At 60.8% G+C, this 19,989-nt stretch carries 24 protein-coding genes and 2 tRNA genes; 22 read left to right on the top strand and 4 right to left on the bottom strand.

Annotated features, from left to right (window positions below; all coding sequences use genetic code 11):
- Positions 1-42 precede the first annotated feature (42 nt).
- The 12 genes from ybgC to nadA all read left to right on the top strand — a co-directional run bounded on the left by ybgC (position 43) and on the right by nadA (position 9,976).
- Positions 43-486: a tol-pal system-associated acyl-CoA thioesterase gene (gene ybgC, locus GQA94_RS18180; protein WP_158189322.1), complete on the top strand. Its 444-nt coding sequence runs from the start codon at positions 43-45 to the stop codon at positions 484-486.
- A 2-nt stretch (positions 487-488) separates the two neighbouring features.
- Complete coding sequence (gene tolQ, locus GQA94_RS18175) at positions 489-1,181, top strand: protein TolQ (protein ID WP_158189321.1); 693 nt, start codon at positions 489-491, stop codon at positions 1,179-1,181.
- A gap of 12 nt (positions 1,182-1,193) precedes the next feature.
- The gene (gene tolR / locus GQA94_RS18170) at positions 1,194-1,646 is read left to right on the top strand and encodes a protein TolR (protein WP_158189320.1); all 453 of its coding nucleotides are present in this window, start codon (positions 1,194-1,196) and stop codon (positions 1,644-1,646) included.
- Positions 1,646-2,677 (top strand): cell envelope integrity protein TolA, encoded by a 1,032-nt coding sequence (gene tolA / locus GQA94_RS18165; protein WP_158189319.1) that lies wholly within the window; start codon positions 1,646-1,648, stop codon positions 2,675-2,677. The genes tolR and tolA overlap by 1 nt, the downstream gene beginning before the upstream one ends.
- Positions 2,674-3,975 (top strand): Tol-Pal system beta propeller repeat protein TolB, encoded by a 1,302-nt coding sequence (gene tolB / locus GQA94_RS18160; protein WP_158189318.1) that lies wholly within the window; start codon positions 2,674-2,676, stop codon positions 3,973-3,975. The genes tolA and tolB overlap by 4 nt, the downstream gene beginning before the upstream one ends.
- Before the next feature lie 50 nt (positions 3,976-4,025).
- The gene (pal, locus tag GQA94_RS18155; protein ID WP_158189317.1) at positions 4,026-4,532 is read left to right on the top strand and encodes a peptidoglycan-associated lipoprotein Pal; all 507 of its coding nucleotides are present in this window, start codon (positions 4,026-4,028) and stop codon (positions 4,530-4,532) included.
- A 6-nt stretch (positions 4,533-4,538) separates the two neighbouring features.
- Entirely contained in the window at positions 4,539-5,366 is an 828-nt protein-coding gene (gene ybgF, locus GQA94_RS18150; protein WP_158189316.1) for a tol-pal system protein YbgF, read from the top strand.
- 117 nt (positions 5,367-5,483) lie between these two features.
- Positions 5,484-6,131, top strand: a complete 648-nt coding sequence (queE, locus tag GQA94_RS18145; protein ID WP_158189315.1) for a 7-carboxy-7-deazaguanine synthase QueE — start codon at positions 5,484-5,486, stop codon at positions 6,129-6,131.
- 58 nt (positions 6,132-6,189) lie between these two features.
- Positions 6,190-6,876, top strand: a complete 687-nt coding sequence (gene queC, locus GQA94_RS18140) for a 7-cyano-7-deazaguanine synthase QueC (RefSeq protein WP_158189314.1) — start codon at positions 6,190-6,192, stop codon at positions 6,874-6,876.
- Positions 6,877-6,921: 45 nt separating this feature from the next.
- A tRNA-Lys gene (locus GQA94_RS18135) sits at positions 6,922-6,997 on the top strand.
- A 185-nt stretch (positions 6,998-7,182) separates the two neighbouring features.
- Entirely contained in the window at positions 7,183-8,679 is a 1,497-nt protein-coding gene (locus GQA94_RS18130) for an acetyl-CoA hydrolase/transferase family protein (protein WP_158189313.1), read from the top strand.
- Between the two features lie 238 nt (positions 8,680-8,917).
- A complete protein-coding gene (gene nadA / locus GQA94_RS18125; RefSeq protein ID WP_158189312.1) occupies positions 8,918-9,976 on the top strand; it encodes a quinolinate synthase NadA in 1,059 nt (352 codons plus the stop codon).
- A gap of 58 nt (positions 9,977-10,034) precedes the next feature.
- On the opposite strand, the gene GQA94_RS18120 is transcribed toward nadA, so the two are convergent.
- Complete coding sequence (locus GQA94_RS18120; protein WP_158189311.1) at positions 10,035-11,465, bottom strand: M48 family metalloprotease; 1,431 nt, start codon at positions 11,463-11,465, stop codon at positions 10,035-10,037.
- Positions 11,466-11,571: 106 nt separating this feature from the next.
- Between GQA94_RS18120 and GQA94_RS18115 the strand changes: the two genes are divergently transcribed.
- Complete coding sequence (locus tag GQA94_RS18115; protein WP_158189310.1) at positions 11,572-11,823, top strand: sulfurtransferase TusA family protein; 252 nt, start codon at positions 11,572-11,574, stop codon at positions 11,821-11,823.
- An 18-nt stretch (positions 11,824-11,841) separates the two neighbouring features.
- On the top strand, positions 11,842-12,915 hold the full coding sequence (locus GQA94_RS18110; RefSeq protein WP_158189309.1) for an AI-2E family transporter: 1,074 nt from the start codon (positions 11,842-11,844) through the stop codon (positions 12,913-12,915).
- Between the two features lie 33 nt (positions 12,916-12,948).
- On the opposite strand, the gene GQA94_RS18105 is transcribed toward GQA94_RS18110, so the two are convergent.
- Positions 12,949-13,422: a peroxiredoxin gene (locus tag GQA94_RS18105; RefSeq protein ID WP_158189308.1), complete on the bottom strand. Its 474-nt coding sequence runs from the start codon at positions 13,420-13,422 to the stop codon at positions 12,949-12,951.
- Positions 13,423-13,435: 13 nt separating this feature from the next.
- Positions 13,436-13,996 (bottom strand): glycine cleavage system protein R, encoded by a 561-nt coding sequence (locus tag GQA94_RS18100; protein ID WP_158189307.1) that lies wholly within the window; start codon positions 13,994-13,996, stop codon positions 13,436-13,438.
- 219 nt (positions 13,997-14,215) lie between these two features.
- On the opposite strand from GQA94_RS18100, the gene dapA reads away from it, so the two are divergent.
- From dapA to GQA94_RS18080, 4 genes are all read left to right on the top strand, one after another.
- Positions 14,216-15,094 carry a 4-hydroxy-tetrahydrodipicolinate synthase gene (gene dapA / locus GQA94_RS18095; protein WP_158189306.1) on the top strand — a complete coding sequence of 293 codons (879 nt, stop codon included), beginning with the start codon at positions 14,216-14,218 and terminating at the stop codon, positions 15,092-15,094.
- A gap of 40 nt (positions 15,095-15,134) precedes the next feature.
- Positions 15,135-16,235 carry an outer membrane protein assembly factor BamC gene (gene bamC / locus GQA94_RS18090; RefSeq protein ID WP_158189305.1) on the top strand — a complete coding sequence of 367 codons (1,101 nt, stop codon included), beginning with the start codon at positions 15,135-15,137 and terminating at the stop codon, positions 16,233-16,235.
- 131 nt (positions 16,236-16,366) lie between these two features.
- On the top strand, positions 16,367-17,236 hold the full coding sequence (locus GQA94_RS18085) for a phosphoribosylaminoimidazolesuccinocarboxamide synthase (protein ID WP_158189304.1): 870 nt from the start codon (positions 16,367-16,369) through the stop codon (positions 17,234-17,236).
- A 143-nt stretch (positions 17,237-17,379) separates the two neighbouring features.
- A tRNA-Ser gene (locus GQA94_RS18080) sits at positions 17,380-17,469 on the top strand.
- Between the two features lie 321 nt (positions 17,470-17,790).
- Here GQA94_RS18080 and GQA94_RS18075 read toward each other — a convergent pair.
- Positions 17,791-18,051, bottom strand: a complete 261-nt coding sequence (locus tag GQA94_RS18075; protein ID WP_158189303.1) for a hypothetical protein — start codon at positions 18,049-18,051, stop codon at positions 17,791-17,793.
- Positions 18,052-18,388: 337 nt separating this feature from the next.
- On the opposite strand from GQA94_RS18075, the gene GQA94_RS18070 reads away from it, so the two are divergent.
- The 4 genes from GQA94_RS18070 to GQA94_RS18055 are packed head-to-tail and all read left to right on the top strand — an operon-like array spanning position 18,389 to position 19,756.
- Entirely contained in the window at positions 18,389-18,703 is a 315-nt protein-coding gene (locus tag GQA94_RS18070) for an ArsR/SmtB family transcription factor (protein ID WP_158189302.1), read from the top strand.
- Positions 18,700-19,134, top strand: coding sequence for a YeeE/YedE family protein (locus GQA94_RS18065; RefSeq protein ID WP_158189301.1), 435 nt, complete (start codon positions 18,700-18,702; stop codon positions 19,132-19,134). The genes GQA94_RS18070 and GQA94_RS18065 overlap by 4 nt, the downstream gene beginning before the upstream one ends.
- Before the next feature lie 2 nt (positions 19,135-19,136).
- Positions 19,137-19,568: a DUF6691 family protein gene (locus GQA94_RS18060; RefSeq protein WP_158189300.1), complete on the top strand. Its 432-nt coding sequence runs from the start codon at positions 19,137-19,139 to the stop codon at positions 19,566-19,568.
- Positions 19,568-19,756 (top strand): YgaP family membrane protein, encoded by a 189-nt coding sequence (locus GQA94_RS18055; RefSeq protein ID WP_158189299.1) that lies wholly within the window; start codon positions 19,568-19,570, stop codon positions 19,754-19,756. Before GQA94_RS18060 ends, GQA94_RS18055 begins: the two co-directional genes overlap by 1 nt.
- Positions 19,757-19,989: the final 233 nt, after the last annotated feature.

Below are 19,989 nucleotides of genomic sequence, written 5' to 3'. Positions count from 1 at the left end.
TGTTGTTTCACCCAATTGGCATTTGCAGGGCCTGGCACTAGTATGCGCGCGGAATCACATGCTCAACCGTTCTTCCACCGGTGTCGCGTCTATTACGAAGACACCGATGCGGGCGGTATCGTCTACTACGTCAATTATCTCAAGTTCATGGAGCGGGCCCGCACCGAGCGGTTGCGCAGCCTGGGTTTCGACCAGTCGCAACTGGTGGGTGAAGACCTGCTCTTCGTGGTGCATTCCAGCGAAGCGCGTTACCTGGCGCCGGCGAGGTTGGACGATGAGTTGATAGTGTCCGCCGAAGTGGTGGAGACCAAGCGCGCAAGCCTGCGATTCAAACAGCAGGTACGGCGTGCGAAGGATGATCTGCTGCTCTGTGAAGGGCAGTTCGTGGTGGCCTGTGTGCGCACCGAGAGTTTGAAACCCCGTCCCATACCCGAAGCGCTGCGTGCAGCTTTCGCCGGGCCGGGTCTACCCCCTGCAGGAGAGTAAGCGTGGAAGCCAACGTCGATCATATGTCCATGTGGAGCCTGATCAGCAATGCCAGCTTTGTGGTTCAGCTGGTCATGCTGATCCTGGTGGGCGCCTCGGTGACTTCATGGATCATCATATTCCAGCGCGGCAATATGCTGCGTGCCGCCAAGCGCTCGCTGGACAGCTTCGAAGAGCGCTTCTGGTCGGGTATCGACCTCTCCAAGCTGTATCGTCAGGCAGGCAGCAACCCGGATCCCGATTCGGGCGTCGAGCAGATCTTTCGTGCCGGCTTCAAGGAATTTTCCCGGCTGCGCCAGCAGCAGGGCGTCGACCCTGATGCGGTGATGGACGGTGTGAATCGCGCCATGCGTGTCGCCATTTCGAGAGAGGAAGAAAAGCTCGACCAGAGCCTGCCGTTCCTCGCCACCGTGGGTTCCACCAGCCCGTATATCGGCCTGTTCGGTACGGTCTGGGGCATCATGAACTCCTTCCGTGGTCTGGCGCAGGTCCAGCAGGCGACGCTGGCCACCGTGGCGCCAGGCATCGCCGAGGCGTTGATTGCCACAGCTATCGGCCTGTTCGCCGCGATCCCCGCCGTCATTGCCTACAACCGCTTCTCGGCGCGTGGCGAGATGCTCATCGGTCGCTACTACACCTTTGCCGACGAGTTCCAGGCGATCCTCCATCGCAAAGTCCACACCACAGAAGATTGAGGCCCGCAGGCCATGGCAAGAATTCGCAACAGACGCAAACCTGTCGCCGAGATGAACGTGGTGCCCTACATCGACGTGATGCTGGTGCTGCTGGTGATTTTCATGGTGACGGCTCCGATGCTCAACCAGGGCGTCAAGGTTGATCTACCCAAGGTCAGCAGCGAAGTCCTGCCCCAGGATAACGACGCCCGCGTGCTGACTATCTCGATCAAGGCGGACAAGACTTACTTCTGGAACATTGGAAGCGAAGTCGACACCGAGACCGTGCAGGACCAGGCGCTCACGCTCGAAGAGATGACCAGTGCGGTCACAGCCATCATGAATCAGAACCGCAGCCAGGGTAAGCAGATCCAGGTCTTCGTCCGTGGCGACAAGGCGGTGGATTACGGCTCGGTGATGTCCGCCATGGGCGGGCTGCAGGAAGCGGGTGTGGGTAATGTCGGCCTGATTACCGAGGCGCCTTGATGCAACAGCCGGAACGTTCGCGCTCGGAAAGCTACTACTGGCCCACCATTCTGGCGGTCGGGTTGCACGTCATCATTTTCGCGATGCTGTTCGTCAGTTTTGCCATGACGCCTGAGCTGCCGCCGTCCAAGCCCATCGTCCAGGCGACCCTGTATCAGCTCAAGTCCCAGAGCCAGGCGCAGACCCAGACCAATCAAAAGATTGCCGGCGAGGCGAAGAAGACAGCCGCAAAACAGTACGAAACCGAGCAGATGGAACAGCGCAAGATCGAGCAGCAGAAACAGGCGGCTGCTCGGGCTGCGGAACAAAAAAAGGCCGACGAGGCTCGAAAGGCCGAGGCAGCGAAGGCAGACGCCGCCCAGAAAGCAGCCGAAGTCCAGAAAGCCGATGAGGCGAAAAAGGCCGAGCAGCAGAAGCAGGCAGAGATCGCCAAGAAGAAGGCGGCCGACGAAGCCGCGAAGCAGAAGGCCGCCGAGGACACGAAGAAGAAGGCGGCCCAAGAGGCTGCGAAAAAGAAAGCGGCCGACGAAGCCGCGAAGAAAAAGGCCGCTGAGGAGGCGAAGAAAAAGGCCGCCGCTGAAGCCGCGAAGAAAAAAGCCGCCGAAGAGGCTAAAAAGAAGGCCGCCGCCGAGGCCGCTCGCAAGGCAGCCGAGGACAAGAAAGCGCAGGCGCTCGCCGAGTTGCTGTCCGAAGATACGGAACGGCAGCAGGCGATGGCCGATACGCAGGGCGATCAGGTGGCCGGCAATTTCGATGACCTGATTCGCATGCGCGCGGCTGAGGGCTGGACTCGTCCCCCATCGGCACGCAACAACATGTCGGTTACGCTACGGGTCAACATGCTGCCGGACGGCACTATCACCGCTGTGACGGTCTCACGATCGAGCGGCGATGCGCCTTTCGATAGTTCCGCGGTCGCAGCGGTAAAGAATATTGGTAGGCTGACCGAGATGCAGGGTCTCTCTGCTCAGGAGTTTCAGCCGTATCGCTCGTTCATGATGACATTTACGCCCGAGGATCTAGCGTTGTGATCAATTACCTTCGAGGTTTCATCGTCCTTCTCCTGTTCGTGCTGGGCAACGCCGTGGCGCAGGAAAAGAACATCGTCGTCACCAGTGGCGCTGATCGGGCGATTCCGATCGCGGTCGTGCCGTTCGGCTGGCAGGGCGGTACCGTCCTGCCCGAAGACATGGCCGAGATCATCGGCAACGACATGCGCAACACCGGGATCTTCCAGCCGATTCCCAAGCAGAACATGATCAGCCTGCCGACCCGCGGCAGCGAGATCATCTTTCGTGACTGGAAAGCGCTGGGTGCCCAGTACGTCATGGTCGGGAACATCGAGCCTTCGGCCGGCAAGCTGCAAATCCGCTACGAGGTGTTCAACGTCGCGACCGAACAACAGGTGATGACGGGCACCGTGGGCGGCGGCCAGGATCAGCTTCGCGACATGGCACACTTCGCTGCCGATCAGGCGTTTGAAAAGCTGACGGGCATCAAGGGCGCCTTTTCCACGCGCTTGCTGTACGTCACCGTGGAGCGTCTTGGTGGGGCGAATACGCGTTATACCTTGCAGCGCTCCGATTACGACGGCGCGCGTGCGGTGACGCTCCTGCAGTCGCGTGAGCCCATCCTGTCGCCGCGCTATTCGCCCGATGGCCGTCGTATTGCCTACGTGTCGTTCGAACAGAAGCGCCCGCGTATCTTCATGCAGCACATCGATACCGGCCGTCGCGAGCAGATCACCAATTTCGAAGGGCTCAACGGGGCGCCGGCCTTTTCACCGGACGGCAATCGCCTGGCGTTCGTACTGTCGAAGGATGGTAATCCGGAAATCTATGTGATGGACCTCGGCTCGCGCCAACTGCAGCGGCTCACCAATCATTATGCGATCGACACGGAGCCGTTCTGGGGTGCCGACGGGCGGACGATCTACTTCACCTCCGACCGTGCCGGCAAGCCTCAGATCTACAAGCAGAGCCTGGGTAGCAACAACGCCGAACGCGTGACCTTCGTAGGCAACTACAACGCCAATCCGAAGCTGTCGGCAGACGAGAAGACCCTGGTGATGATTCATCGCCAGGAGGGCTATACCAATTTCAAGGTAGCGGCACAGGACCTGCAGCGCGGCAATTTACGGCTACTCTCCGACACAAGTTTAGATGAGTCGCCCACTGTTGCACCTAATGGCACCATGCTAATCTACGCGACCCGCCAGCAGGGCCGGGGAGTCTTGATGCTCGTATCGATTAATGGTCGAGTTAGGCTCCCGCTTCCTACTGCTCAAGGCGAAGTCCGTGAGCCATCGTGGTCCCCTTACCTGAACTGATGCGGTATCAACGCTTTACCTAACCAAAAACACACCTGGGGTTGTTACACATGGAAATGCTGAAATTCGGTAAGTTCGCTGCGCTGGCTCTGGCTATGGCCGTAGCTGTTGGTTGTTCGTCCAAGGGTGGCGATGACTCTGGCGAAGGTTCCTCCGCCATTGATCCGAACGCTGGCTATGGCGCTGACAGCGGTGCCGTCGACGGCAGCATGAGTGGCGAAGAAGCCGCTCTGCGCGCCATCACCACCTTCTACTTCGAATACGACAGCTCTGACCTGAAGCCGGAAGCCATGCGCGCTCTGGACGTTCATGCCAAGGACCTGAAGTCGGCCGGCAACCGTGTAGTACTGGAAGGTCACACCGACGAGCGCGGTACCCGTGAGTACAACATGGCCCTGGGCGAGCGTCGTTCCATGGCGGTTCAGCGCTATCTGGTTCTGCAGGGCGTATCTCCCGCTCAGCTGGAGCTGGTCTCCTACGGCGAAGAGCGTCCGGTTGCCATGGGTAACGACGAGCAGTCCTGGGCTCAGAACCGTCGCGTTGAACTGCGTAAGTAATAAGCCATGCTCAAGCACCGTTTCGTTCTGACGCTCATTGCGCTGGGTCTGCCGCTTTTCGCGGCGGCCCAGGTCCCGGTGGTGGAATACGACTCGCGCGCCCAAAGTGGTGCGCCAGGGTCGGGCTATTCTTCCGGGGCGGATACGGGCGGTGCCTATGCCGGGGGCGGAGCGTCAGCTCCGTCTTCGGCGCAGGGCATGCTTTTCGTTCAGTTGCAGCAGATGCAGGAAGAGATCGCGCAGCTGCGCGGCATGCTGGAAGTGCAACAGAACGAGATCCAGCGCCTGAAACAAGAAGGCCTGGAGCGTTATGAGGATTTGGATCGTCGCTTGTCGGGCGCCTCGTTGGGCGGATCGACTGGCCAGAATGCTTCAACCGCGGGCACCGGTGGTGCCGGCGGGTCAGTACAGGCGCCAGCGGGCGCACCGGCACAAGAAAGCGTGGGCAGCGAATCAGCGGATCCGGAAAGGGAGAAGCTGTATTACGACGCCGCGTTCGACTTGATCAAGGCCAAGGATTTCGACAAGGCCAGCCAGGCCTTTTCCGCTTTCCTGCGTAAATATCCCAGCAGCCCGTACGCCGGCAACGCGCAGTATTGGCTGGGTGAGGTGAATCTCGCCAAGGGTGATCTGCAAGGCGCAGGCCAGGCATTCGCCAAGGTCAGCCAGGCGTATCCGCAGCACAACAAGGTGCCGGATTCGCTGTACAAGCTGGCTGATGTCGAGGTGCGGCTGGGCAATCGTGACAAGGCCAACGGGATTCTCCGTCAGGTCATTGCCGATTATCCGAACAGCTCCGCGGCACAGCTGGCCCAGCGTCAGTTGAATCGCTGATCGCTCGCGCCGGCGCTGAACGAAACCCGCCCATCGGCGGGTTTTTTCGTTAGAATCGACGGCCCTTTCCCGCAACGGAGGCGGATGGCCTGTTTAGCCGTCACGCCCGTGGCTGATATGCAAGAAACCCTGCGCATTACCGAGATTTTTTACTCGTTGCAGGGGGAGACGCGCACCAGCGGCTTGGCCACTGTGTTCGTCCGCCTGACCGGCTGTCCCCTGCGCTGTCAATATTGCGATACCGCCTACGCCTTCAGCGGTGGTGAAACCGTGCCTCTGGAGACGATCCTCGAGCGGGTCGCGTCCTATGCGCCTCGCTACGTCTGCGTCACTGGCGGGGAGCCGCTGGCTCAGCCCAATTGCCTGCCCTTGTTGCGTCGGCTATGTGATGCTGGCTACCAGGTTTCGCTCGAAACCAGTGGAGCGCTGGATATCGCCGGCACGGACGAGCGCGTGAGTCGGGTCGTTGACCTGAAGACGCCGGGTTCGGCGGAAGCAGCGCGCAACCGGTACGAAAACATTGCCCAACTGACCGCCAACGATCAGGTGAAGTTCGTGATCTGTTCGCGCGATGACTACGATTGGGCGGTTTCCAAACTCATCGAGTATCGACTCGACACGCGGGCCGGCGAGGTGTTGTTTTCACCCAGTCATGGCCAGGTCGATGCGCGCGCGTTGGCCGATTGGATCGTCGCGGACAATCTCCCGGTGCGGTTGCAGCTCCAGTTGCACAAAATTCTCTGGAACGACGCGCCCGGCCATTGATAGCTGCCGGAGCGGCTTTGTCTCGCATAGCCTCCGGCATTTTTGACAGGTAACCGTAATGACTGACAAGAAAGCCGTGATTCTGCTCTCCGGCGGGCTCGATTCTGCGACCGTGGTCGCGATGGCCCGCGCCGAGGGATATGCCTGCTACAGCATGAGCTTCGACTATGGCCAGCGCCATCGTGCCGAGTTGCAGGCAGCCGAGCGCGTCGCCCGGCAATTGGGTGTGGTCGAGCACAAGGTCATCGGGATGAATCTCGGTGGCATCGGCGGCTCTGCGCTGACCGACAGCAATATCGCGGTGCCGGAAACGGCGAGCGAAGGGGTTCCGGTCACCTACGTGCCGGCTCGCAACAGTGTCTTTCTCTCGCTCGCTTTGGGGTGGGCTGAAGTGCTCGGGGCGCAGGACATTTTCATCGGGGTCAACGCCGTTGACTACTCCGGCTACCCGGACTGTCGGCCAGCGTTCGTGGAAGCGTTCGAGCGCATGGCCAATCTTGCCACCCAGGCTGGAGTAGAGGGGCGGGAATTTTCCATTCGCGCACCGCTGCAGAACCTGAGCAAGGCGGAGATCGTCCGGGAGGGTGTCCGGCTCGGCGTCGACTACGCCATGACGGTCTCCTGCTACCAGGCCGATGACGATGGCCGAGCCTGTGGCAAGTGCGACAGCTGTCGGCTACGTGCGGCGGGCTTCCGGGAGGCTGGTATTACGGACCCGACCCGCTATTTCGGGGTTTTTTCTTAAAAAAGTTGATTTACTCAATCAAATCAGTATCATGCGCCCCGCATTGGGTCGTTAGCTCAGTTGGTAGAGCAGTTGGCTTTTAACCAATTGGTCGTAGGTTCGAATCCTACACGACCCACCATATTCCCTTAGGGGCAGAAAACCGGAGGCCATTTGGTCATCCGGTTTTTTTATGTCTTCGGCCTGCAAACCGAAACGGTTTATCTCCCCCGGCTGCCGTTTTCACTACGACCTTCGTCTGTGACCGGGGCGAGAACAAACGTAATAGACTGCCACCTCCCGATTGTCCGTTGGTTTGAGGCTCAAATGTATTCTGATCGCATCCGCTTGTCCTCCCTGCAGAGCAAGGTCATGAGCGCCCAAGAGGCCGCTACTCTTATTCACGATGGCATGACCGTCGGCATGAGCGGTTTTACCCGCGCGGGTGAGGCCAAGGCAGTGCCCCTGGCGCTGATCGATCGTGCCAAGGATGAGAAGCTGAAGATCAGCCTGATTACCGGCGCCAGTCTGGGTAATGATCTGGATGGCAAGATGGCAGCAGCCGGTCTGCTCGCTCGTCGTGGGCCGTTCCAGGCTGATCCGGTCTTGCGCAAGGCGATCAACCAGGGTGAGGTCATGTTCATCGACCAGCACCTGTCCCATACCGTGGAGCAGATGCGCAATCACCAGATCAAGCGCCCCGACGTCACCATCGTCGAGGCCGTATGCATCACCGAACAGGGCCATATCGTTCCGACGACCTCGGTGGGCAACTCCGCCAACCTGGCGGTCTTCGCCGACAAGGTCATCGTTGAGCTGAACTATGCGCACAACCCGAACCTGGAAGGTCTGCACGACATCTATTTCCCGGGTGAGCGTCCGAACCGCGGTCCGATCCCGCTGACCAAGGTCGACGACCGCATCGGTACCACCGCCATTCCAATCGATCCGGCCAAGATTGCCGCGATCGTCATCACCGAGCAGCCGGATTCCTACTCCACGGTCACGCCGCCGGACGAAGAGACCCAGGCCATCGCCAATCACCTGGTCGAGTTCTTCAAGCAGGAAGTGGCCGCCGGTCGACTGGCTAAGAATCTCGGCCCGATGCAGGTCGGCATCGGCAACATCGCCAACGCGGTGGTGTGCGGCCTGATCGACTCGCCGTTCGAGGATCTGGTGATGTATTCCGAAGTGCTGCAGGACTGCACCTTCGAACTGATCGACGCCGGCAAGATGAAGTTTGCCTCGGGTTGCTCGATTACCCTGTCCGAGCGTTGCAACGACCGCGTGTTCGGCAACCTGGAAAAGTACAAGGACAAGTTGGTACTGCGTCCGCAGGAAATCTCCAATCACCCGGAACTGGTACGCCGCCTCGGCATCGTGGGTATCAACACGGCACTGGAGTTCGACATCTACGGCAACGTCAACTCCACCCACGTTGGCGGCACCAAGATGATGAACGGCATTGGGGGTTCGGGCGATTTCGCGCGTAACGCGCACATGGCCATCTTCGTGACCAAGTCGATCGCCAAGGGCGGCAGTATCTCAAGCGTCGTGCCGATGGTTGCGCACGTCGACCACACGGAGCATGACGTCGAGATTCTCGTGACCGAGCAGGGGCTGGCTGATCTGCGAGGGCTGGCACCTCGCGAGCGGGCGCGCGTGATCATCGACAACTGTGTGCACCCGTCCTATCGCGAAGCGCTGAATCAGTACTTCGAAGGCGCCTGCGACCGTGGCGGCCAGACGCCGCACATGCTGCGCGAAGCGATGGAATGGCACATCAATTTGGAAGAACGCGGCCATATGCTCAAGGGCGCATGATCGAAACGACCGCCGGCTGATGCCGGCGGTTTTCATTTGGGCGATGCGAAATGCATGGCCTGGCTACCCTCGCTTTCCTTTTTGCAAAAGCTTCGGCTAGTATTCTTGCCCCTTTAGCGGGCAGGAAGGCGAAGTCTGCACATCATGCTGCCTCTTCCTTTCGCCTTGTCCGAGCCGACCCGGTTGTCCGGGTCCGTTCGGCGCTTCATGCAATAACGTGCTTTGCAGGACCGCGAACATGACGCAGATACCCGAACGCATTCTCGTGCAGGCTCATTTGGCGGCCAAGCAGCCCAAACCACTGACGCCCCAACAGGAAGCGCAGTTGCGAAGCGATATTGCCGTCGAATTGAAACGGCAGAATGCGGTGCTGGTGGCGCATTACTACACGGATCCGGTCATCCAGTCGCTTGCCGAGGAAACCGGGGGCTGTGTTTCCGACTCGCTGGAGATGGCCCGCTTCGGCAATGAGCATTCGGCGCAGACGGTGGTGGTTGCCGGTGTCAAATTCATGGGCGAGACGGCAAAGATCCTCAACCCGGAAAAGCGCGTGCTGATGCCCACCCTGGAGGCCACCTGTTCGCTCGACCTCGGTTGCCCGGTGGAAGAGTTCTCGAGGTTCTGCGATCAACATCCGGAGCGCACCGTGGTGGTCTATGCCAATACCTCGGCGGCAGTGAAGGCGCGGGCGGACTGGGTAGTGACCTCCAGTTGCGCGCTGGAGATCGTCGAAAGCCTGATGGACAACGGAGAAAAGATCATCTGGGCGCCGGACAAGCACCTCGGAAGCTACGTGCAGCGTGAAACCGGTGCGGACATGTTGCTCTGGGATGGCGCGTGCATCGTTCACGAGGAGTTCAAGGCGAAGCAACTGGAGGACATGAAGGCCCTGTATCCGGACGCTGCCGTACTGGTTCATCCCGAATCGCCCGAATCGGTGATCGCCCTGGCAGACGCCGTCGGGTCCACCAGCCAGTTGATCAAGGCCGCGCAGACGCTTTCCAATCCAACTTTCATCGTCGCCACCGACCGCGGCATCTTCTACAAGATGCAGCAGCTGTGTCCCGACAAGGAATTCATCGAGGCTCCCACGGCGGGCAGTGGCGCTACGTGTCGCAGTTGCGCGCATTGTCCGTGGATGGCTATGAACACGCTCGAACGTACCCTTGACTGCCTGCGCACTGGCCGTAACGAAATCTTTGTGGACCCGGTACTGGTTCCGCGTGCGATCAAACCGTTGAAGCGGATGCTGGACTTCACCCAGGCCGCGCGCATCAAGCAGGCTGGCAACGCCTGACCCACACCCGTGATTGCGACGAAACCGGACAAAGCGACGCCGTGGGGCGTCGCTTGAGTCAGCGCAACATCTCCTCGACCATTCGCTTCTCGTCGATCAATTGCTTCTGTCGGGCATCGATCCGTGCCGCGGTCTGGAAGTTGTTCGAGCGGCGCTTGGCAAAATCCAGCTGTTCGATCGCCTGGTCGTAATCGCCAACCAGTGCGAAAAACTCGGCGCGGCCCTGGTGCAGGCCGATGATGTTGCCGGTCAGCCCGCGAATCTCCGAAACCTGATACCAGATATCAGGGTCCTTGGGGCGTATCTCGACCAGTGCATCGAGTTCCTGTTCGGCTTCCTTGAGTTTGTTTTCCTTGATCAGCAGGTCAATGTGGGTCTGCCGCACCGGATAGCTGCCGGGGTAAAGGTGGAGCAGGGTCTGGGTGCGTTCGCGCGCGGCGCCAAGGCGGTTGGCGGTGATGTCCAGTTCGATCCGGGCCAGGTTGTAGGTGGCGTCGTCCGGTTCCTTGGCCAGCAGTGGCTGCAGGTTGGCGGCCGCTTCCTCAAGCTGGCCGCTCTTGATCTGTGCCAGCGCGAGGCCGTAGCGCGCCGCGTCGAGGGTTTCATCTTCGCTGAGCATGGCCCGGAACCGCTTGGCGCTGACCCCGGGGGTGCTTTCGAATTTCAGATCCACCCGTGCGCGCATCAGTTGATAGCGCAGGCTGTCCGTGACCCCGCCTGCCGGATATTGCTCGGCGCGGTTATTGGTGTCGGCGATGCGCGATTCGGTGACCGGGTGGGTCAGGAGGAATTCGGGGGGCTTCTGGTCATAGCGATACTGGCGCATCAAACGCCCGAACATCTGCGGCATGGCGCGCGGGTCGTAGCCGGCGCGTTCAAGGTTGACGATGCCGATGCGGTCGGCTTCCTGTTCGTTTTGCCGGGAAAAGCGCCGTTGCGCCTGGATTGCCGCGGCCTGGGTCGAAACGATGGCGGCGATGCCGGCATCGCCAGCGCCTGCCGCAGCCGCTACGACACCTGCGAGCATGGCGGCCATCAGCGGCAGCTGCATGCGCTGCTGCGCTTCCAGGCCACGGGCGAAATGGCGCTGGGACAGGTGCGCCAGTTCATGTGCCAGCACCGAGGCGTATTCGGCTTCCGTCTGGGCGTGAAGGAACAGGCCGCCGTTGACCCCGATGATCCCGCCCGGTGCGGCAAAGGCGTTCAGTTGCGGGCTGTCGAGGAGTACGAATTCGAGGCGACGGTCCTGCAGCTGGCTGGTTTCTGCCAGGCGGTAAACGCTGCGCTCCAGATAATCCTTCAATAAGGGGTCGGACAACTGCGGAACCTGGCCGCGAAGCAGGCTGAGCCAGGCGCGACCCAGCTGATGCTCCTGCTCAGGGGAGACGATGCCCGAGCTTGAGTCCCCCAGCGAGGGCAGATCGTTGGCGATGGCTGGCTGCCCGAACAGGCACGCCAGCGTCAGCAGGGTAGGGCGCAGCAATTTCATCCAGACTGGCTCTTGAAAGCAGGAGCGTTACTGTAGCCTTGTGCCAGGGTAGCTGGCCAGCGGCGGGCGCAGGTCGGTATCCTGCGCTTCTTTCAAGGAGAGCGACATGACCCAACAGAGTGTGCCCGACACCGATTGCGATGCCGAGCTGGACGCCGTCGGGTTGCAATGCCCGATGCCCTTGCTGAAGGCCAAACTCGAGCTCAATCGGATGGCCAGCGGCCAGGTCCTGAAGGTGACGGCCAGCGATCCCGGTTCGCAGCGGGATTTTCGCAGTTTCGCCAAGCTGGCCGGCCACGGGTTGCTGCGCGAGGAATCGGCAGGCGGTCTCTATCGTTATTGGCTGCGCAAGGCCTGAGGGCCGTTAAGGAAGCATATGCTCAATGTATTGCGCGGCTGGGTGCATCGCTATTTCTCGGACGAGCAAGCGGTGGTCCTGGCTGTATTGCTGGTGGTTGCGTTCGCTGCGGTACTGACCTTGGGCGATATGCTCGCGCCGGTCCTGGCCGGTCTGGTGCTCGCCTATCTGATGCAAGGCCTTGTCGGTGCCTTGGAGCGCATCCGGATTCCGCATCTGGTGGCTGTCTGGCTGGTATTCCTGATGTTCGTCGGTGCGCTGACGGTCTGTTTGCTGTTCCTGGTGCCGCTGGTCTGGCAGCAGCTGTTGACCCTGTTCAACGAGCTGCCACGGATGCTTGTGGAATGGCAGTCCCTTCTGCTGCACCTTCCCGAGCGTTACCCGCAATTGCTGACCGAAGAGCAGGTCCGGCGCGGGATCGACGTCATGCGCGGCGAAATTGGCCGCTACGGTCAGGTGGTGCTGACGTCATCCCTGTCCAGCCTGCCGCTGTTGCTGACCCTGATGATCTATCTGATCCTGGTGCCCATCCTGGTGTTCTTCTTCCTCAAGGATCGCCAGCAGATCAGCGATTGGCTGAGTGGCTACCTGCCGCGTGAGCGCACGCTGATCACCCAGGTGTCCCAGGAAATGAACGTGCAGATCGGTAATTACATTCGGGGCAAGGCGATCGAGATTGTCATCTGCGGCGTGGTGTCGTATGCCGTCTTTGCGGCATTGGAGCTGAACTACGCCGCGTTGCTGGCTTTGCTGGTGGGCGTTTCCGTGGTGGTGCCCTATATCGGCGCCACGGTGGTCACCATCCCGATTGCGCTGATCGGGCTGTTCCAGTGGGGGCTGGGTGACCAGTTCATCTACCTGATGGTGGCCTACGCGATCATCCAGGCGCTCGATGGCAACGTCCTGGTGCCCTTGCTGTTTTCCGAGGCGGTCAACCTCCACCCGGTCGCCATCATCTGTGCGGTCCTGCTGTTTGGCGGGCTCTGGGGATTCTGGGGGGTATTCTTCGCGATTCCTCTGGCCACCTTGTTCAAGGCCGTGCTCTACGCCTGGCCGCGCAGGCCACCCACGGCCTCGGTAACGGTTGGCTAGAACGAAAAAGGCCGGCATATGCCGGCCTTTCGCTCATTTGCCCTGCAGCGCCTGGGCGGCCTGCAGAACCGCTTCGACATGTCCCGGGACTTTTACACCTCGCCATGCCTGGCGGAGCACGCCGTTGCGGTCGATCAGGAACGTGCTGCGGTCTACGCCCATGTATTCCTTGCCGTAGAGCTTTTTCAGCTTGATGACGTCGAATAACTGGCAGAGCTGTTCATCCTTGTCGCAGATGAGTTCGAAAGGGAAGCCCTGCTTGGCCTTGAAGTTCTCATGGGTCTTCAGGCTGTCGCGCGATACGCCAAAGATCAGCGTGTCGGCCGCACTGAAGGCAGCATGCAGATCGCGGAAACCCTGGCCTTCGGTCGTGCAGCCCGGCGTATTGTCCTTCGGGTAGAAGTAGAGCACGGCCTGCTTGCCCTTCAGCGTTTCGGGGCTGACTTGGGTATCGCTGGTGGCTTGAGCCTGGAAGGGCGGAACGGGTTGGTCGATTTCCACGGGCATTACTGTTTCCTTGTCAGGGGTTCTGCGGGCGCCAGGGTTCTATCAGGGCGTCCAGATTCAGCGCGTCGGCAAAGTCCAGAAACTGGTCGCGCAGCCAACTGATCTGCGTGCCCGCCGGCAACGTGACGGTCAAGGTCGCATTGAGCATGGTGCCGCCGGTCTGGGGCGCCTGATAGGTGTCACAGGTCAGGCTTTCGAGTTCGACGCGGTGGTCGATGAAGAACTGGCACAGCTCGTTGAGAATGTCCGGGCGGTATACCGAGCTGACGTAGGCCACATAGGGCAGCGCCTGCGGACGGGTTTCCAGCGCTTCGCTGCGAACCACGTTGGTGGTGAACTCGTGCTTCTTGGCCAGTCCCGGTAATGCCGTCTCCATGCGAGCGAGGGCGTCCCAGGTTCCGGTGATCTCCAGGACCAGTGCGCAGCACTCGCCGTGTCGGGTCAGGCGGGTACTGACCACGGCGCAGCGGTTCTCGTTACTGGCTCGGCAAAGTACATTGGTAAGCGCCATCGGGCTGCGGCCCATGGCGCTGATGACGAGAAACTGTTCTCGGGGTACTGGGGGGGTGGACATGCAGGTTCCTGGCGGTGATGAATCGGTCGGCCAGCCAAGCCGAAAACGGCTAAGGGTAGCGAAAAGCGTCGCCAAGGGGAATGCATGCGGCAGCGCTCACCGCCCAAGTGCGTCGCGGACATTCGGTCGTTCCGACGGCAGGATGCGTCCAGCGTACTCGCAAAGCGCTCAGGAGCCTTGTACCATTACGCCTCTCTTTTTCCGGCAGGAGTGGGTTGCATGATTGCGGGCAGTATGGTGGCGCTGGTCACTCCCATGGACGCGCAGGGCGCTATTGATTGGGATAGCCTGAGCAAGCTGGTGGACTTCCATTTGCAGGAAGGCACCAATGCAATCGTTGCCGTCGGAACCACCGGCGAGTCGGCCACGCTCGAAGTGCCCGAGCATATCGAGGTGATCCGTCGGGTGGTGGACCAGGTCAATGGTCGCATCCCGGTTATCGCCGGCACCGGTGCCAACGCCACTCGAGAAGCCGTCGAACTGACCGAGAATGCCAAAGCGGCAGGCGCGGATGCCTGCCTGCTGGTCACGCCGTATTACAACAAGCCGACCCAGGAAGGCATGTACCTGCACTTCCGCCATATCGCCGAAGCGGTGGCGATTCCGCAGATCCTCTATAACGTGCCCGGGCGTACCGCCTGCGACATGCTGCCGGAAACCGTCGAGCGTCTGTCCAAGGTGCCGAATATCGTCGGGATCAAGGAAGCGACCGGTGATCTCAAGCGCGGCCAGGAAGTGCTCGACCGCGTCGGTAAGGAATTTCTCGTCTATTCCGGTGACGACGCCACAGCCGTCGAACTGATGCTGATGGGCGGCAAGGGCAATATTTCCGTCACCGCCAACGTCGCCCCGCGTGCCATGAGCGAGCTTTGCGCGGCGGCCATGGCCGGCGACGCGGAAAAAGCGCGCGCCATCAATGCATTGCTGATGCCGCTGCATCAAACCTTGTTCCTCGAGGCCAACCCGATCCCGGTGAAGTGGGCACTGCATGAGATGGGGCTGATGCAGGACGGTATTCGACTGCCCATGACCTGGCTCAGCCAGCGTTGCCAGGAGCCGCTTCGCGACGCTATGCGTCAATCCGGTGTGCTGGCCTGAACAGTATCCGGTGTACTGGTTTAACAATGAAGGAACATGCATGAAGCGACTGGCCGGCCTCTCGACCCTAGCCCTGATCATCTCTGGAACCAGCGGTTGTGGCTGGTTGTGGGGCGAAGACGGATATTTCCGCGACCGTGGTAGCGACTATCTCCAGGCACAGCAAGTGCGGCCGATGCAGCCTCCGGCTGGCGCAGACCTGCGTCCGATCGAGCCATTGTTGCCGATCCCTCAACAGGTAGCCGATACACGTGCCACAGGCGAGTACGAGGTGCCGCGGCCGCAACGCCTGTTGATTGCCGAAGAGGCCAGCGAGTTCAGCTTGCAGACCTCCGAAGACGCGCGCTGGCTCGTCGCATTGCGTGCGCCTTCCCAGGCATGGGCTGCTGCCCGACAGTTCTTCACCGACAACGGTTTTCAGATCGCCGAAGAGCGGCCGCAAACCGGCGAATTCATCACCGCATGGCAGACCCGTGACCAGATCGCCCCGGCGTTGGTGCGTGACCTCGGCCTGGGTGACGGCGAGACCCGTGTACGGGTTCGCATCGAGCCGGGCGTCCAGCGCGATACCAGCGAAATCTTCCTGCTCAGCGTTCAGCGTCCCGCCGGCAGCAGTGCCGATGTGCCCTGGCCTGAGGCCTCCGTCAATGCCGAGCTCGATCGGGTACTGCTCGACGAACTGCAGACCGGCCTGAACAGCAGTGCCGCCCAGGGCGGCTCAGCCTCGCTGCTTGCCGAGCGCGAGTACGATGCGCCTAGCCGCGTAACGCTCAGCGAAGCCGGCAGCGGCACTCCGCTGTTGCAGCTCGATACGGACTTCAATCGTGCCTGGTCCAGTGTCGGCCGAGCACTGGCTGCCAGCGACATCCTCGTCGAGGACCTGGACCGGAGCCTGGGCGTCTACTACATCAACCTGTCGGAAGGTGCCGCGAATCCGGACGACAAGCCTGGCTTCTTCTCCCGGTTGTTCGGCGGGGCGCCGGATCGAGAGGAGATCGAGGCTCGCGCCGAACGTTATCAGGTCCGCGTGAGCGATGTGGGCAGCACCATACAGGTGACGCTGGACAAGGACCTCGACACCGTAGCGCCCGCTGACGTCGCGCGTCGCGTGCTGAACATGCTCAAGGACAGCCTGGACTGAATCGGTAAATCCGTACGCTCCAGCCCATCCAGGCGAAACCCTTTGGTTTCGCCTGTTTCGTTTGACAGACCTGTCGTTACGGCTGCCGATCTGCGCAACCTGGCGACGGCTCGGTAACCGCGAGAATCGCCATGACCACTCCCAATGCCCTCAGCCTGAAGAAAATCTACTCCGGCAAGGTTCGAGATCTGTACGAAATCGACGACAAGCGCATGCTCATGGTCGCCACCGACCGACTCTCCGCGTTCGACGTGATCCTCGCCGAGCCGATTCCGGAAAAAGGCAAGATACTCACGGCCATTTCCAACTTCTGGTTCGACAAGCTGGCAGGCCTGGTTCCCAATCACTTCACGGGCGACAAGATCGAAGATGTGGTCCCGGCCGATGAGCTGCCCCTGGTGGAAGGTCGCGCAGTGGTCGCCAAGCGTTTACAACCTGTTGCGGTGGAAGCCATCGTGCGCGGCTACATCGTCGGTTCCGGCTGGAAGGAATACCAGAAGACCGGAACCGTTTGCGGCATACCGCTTCCGGCTGGTCTGAAAGAGGCCGCCAAGCTGCCTGAGCCGATTTTCACCCCCTCGACCAAAGCCGCTGTGGGCGATCACGACGAGAACATCTCTTTCGAGCAGTGCGAGGCCATCATCGGCAAGGCGCTGGCGGCGCAGATCCGCGACACCTCCATCGCGCTCTACAGCGCAGCCGTCGAGTACGCCGCGACTCGCGGCATCATCATCGCCGACACCAAATTCGAATTCGGTCTCGACGAAGAAGGCCGGCTGACGCTCATGGACGAAGTGCTGACCCCCGACTCCAGCCGCTTCTGGCCTGCCGACAGCTACCAGGAAGGCAGCAACCCACCGAGCTTCGACAAACAGTTCGTTCGCGATTGGCTGGAATCGACGGGCTGGAACAAGGAGCCGCCAGCGCCGGCGGTGCCGGCAGACGTCGCACAAAAGACTGCCGACAAGTACCGCGAGGCCCTGCAGCGCCTGACGGCCTGAGGATAGCTTGCTGACCGAGTGGGTGACCTCGGCCTCCTGCCAGCTGATCCCGCTGACCAGCAACGCAACAGGCTGAATAACGAGAAAAAAGCTTCACTGTGGGGTTCGACATTCGCTCTCGAACTGCTATGATGCGCGCCGCTGGAGAGATGCCGGAGTGGCCGAACGGGACGGATTCGAAATCCGTTGTACCCTCGCGGGTACCTAGGGTTCAAATCCCTATCTCTCCGCCATTACCTATAGCCTGAGCCCCTGAAATTCCTAGAGTTTCGGGGGCTTTTGCTTTCCAGGCTGACGAAATGTCAGTCTCGGTGTTTCGAAGCGCTGTCGGGCCGGGTCCGTGTGAGTCTCGCAGCGTCCGCCAATCGAGCGGGCGGCACGCTGTCACCAATGGCCGAAGCTGCTGCGCGGAGAAACCAGCCTTTTCCTGGTTCAAGATCATCGTCCGAGGGAGCCTCGCGCATGCGTCGGGCCGGCCCGCGTACCGCTATGGTCGCTTCCCAACCGGATCATTGCATCCGAGGCGGCGTCGCCGAGGTCGAGAATGCCGGTGGCTATTGTGAGTCCGACGTTTTTTCGTCGGGCTCACTGTGCGCATCGTCGTGCTCGTGCGTATCGCCCTCGCCATGCCCTGTCATGCGGGGGTCCGGGTCGGGGCCGGTCGGGTTCTTGTAGCCGTGCGCCGCGGCATCATCGCCCTGCTGTGATTGGGCCCCGTGGGCATCCTGGCGGTCTTTGTCGGGGTCCGGGCTGGCAATTGCGCTGGTTGCCGCCAGCGCAGCGAAAAGCACTATGGCGTGGGTCGAGATGGTCATGGATTCCTCGATGCTGGGCTGATGGCTCTCTGTTTCGGACCCGACGTGCTGATGTTTGTTCGCTCACAGCTCCGGTGTGCTGAGGAGCGTGGCGACTCATGGCGAAATTCCTGCCGCTTCGATGATCGCTGACGGGCGCGGCGAGGATTATCAGCACGTTGCGTCATCTCGGCCAACCAGTAGCCGTTTGCTGGGCGAACTGGCGCGAGCAGACCATCCTTTCGGTGCGCTGGTTTGACTCAGGACCTGGCAGCCTATGCGCTTTTGTCGCACTTATTATGCTTGAGAACATAATATTAAAATACATAATATCTCTTGCTAAATAGAGGGCGGAAACGTGAAGCGACCAGACATACAACAGCTGCGAGCCAATGCCGATGCCGCCGGGCAGTTACTGAAGGCGCTGGGCAATCCGGATCGTTTGTTGTTGCTGTGCCAGTTGGCTGAAGGTGAGCGCAGTGTCAGCGAGTTGGAGGCCCTGCTTGGCATTCAGCAGCCGACGTTGTCCCAACAGTTGGGCGTGTTGCGCAGAGAAGGGCTGGTGGCGACGCGCCGCGAAGGCAAACAGATTTTCTATCGGATCGACAGTCCGCCGGCGCTGGCGGTAATCAATACGTTGTATCAACTGTTTTGTGCGCAAGAGGCCGAATGAATATCGACTGGTCGAACTTCACGCCATGGAGCTCGTTGGCTGGCGGCGCGCTGATTGGTTTGGCCGTCGGGATATTCGTGGTCGCCAATGGCCGTATTGCTGGCATCAGCGGGCTGCTGGCCGGCATTCTGCGGCCTGCTGGTGACGGTTGGCTGGAGAAGGGCTTGTTTCTGCTGGGGCTGGCACTGGCGCCTTTGCTCTGGTTGCTGTCCGGCGACTGGCCGCAGGTCGAGTTTCAAACCGGGCCGCTGGGTATTTTGCTGGCCGGCCTGCTGGTTGGCCTTGGCACGCGCTACGGCTCTGGCTGCACCAGTGGGCATGGTGTTTGCGGGCTATCGCGACTCTCGCTGCGTTCGCTGGCCGCCACCCTGTGCTTCATGGCGAGCGGCTTTGCGACGGTCTACCTCATGCGTCATGGATTGGGGCGTTGAGCATGCGCAAGCTGACGGCCTTCATTGCAGGATTGATCTTCGGCGCCGGGATTTTGCTGGCGGGTATGGCCGATCCGCTCAAAGTGCTCGGTTTTCTCGATCTGTTCGGCCAGTGGGACCCCTCGCTGGCGCTGGTCATGGCGGCGGCCATCGCGGTGGCGATAGTGCCGATGCAATGGGCTCGCAGGCAGCCGCGTTGTGTTCTTGGTGGGCCGATGCAACTGCCGCCACCGCGCGGGCTGGATCGTCGGCTGATCGGCGGCAGCCTGTTGTTCGGTATTGGCTGGGGCATCGCGGGCATCTGCCCGGCCCCCGCCGTTTCACTGCTGCTGGCTGGCTACTGGCAGGTCGCTCTGTTCGTACTGGCGATGCTGCTCGGCATTTGGATTTTTAGTGTGCTGGAAGCCCGGCGCGCGAATGAAAGGAGATCGTGATGAACGCAAACATTGGAACGTTGGACCGCAGCCTGCGGATTGCCGTTGGCCTTATCCTGATTGCCCTCAGCCTGTTCGGTGTCATCGGCTGGTGGGGCTGGCTCGGCCTGCTGCCGCTGGCGACCGGTTTCTTCCGCTTCTGTCCGGCCTATCGGTTGCTGGGAATCAGTTCCTGCAAGTGGTCCTGAGGACTCATGAATAGACGTTCGAATTCTTTCAGGAAGTCGAACGTCGCTGTCCTTTGGCGGACAACCTGCTGCATGGCACTCGCCTGCACGGTGAAGTCGCCAACTGAGCACTGAAAGTTTGCCATGGCTCGTGGATGAGCACTGATCGGAGCCAGGCGCGCCGACTTTCGATGATCGGTTTTCGCGACCAGACGGTCGCCCAGGAGTTTGCATGCGTTTTCTATGGCCCATCC

The sequence above is a fragment of the Stutzerimonas stutzeri genome, from assembly GCF_009789555.1.
GTDB lineage: Bacteria > Pseudomonadota > Gammaproteobacteria > Pseudomonadales > Pseudomonadaceae > Stutzerimonas > Stutzerimonas stutzeri_R.
This window is presented reverse-complemented; position numbering and strand designations above follow the sequence as displayed.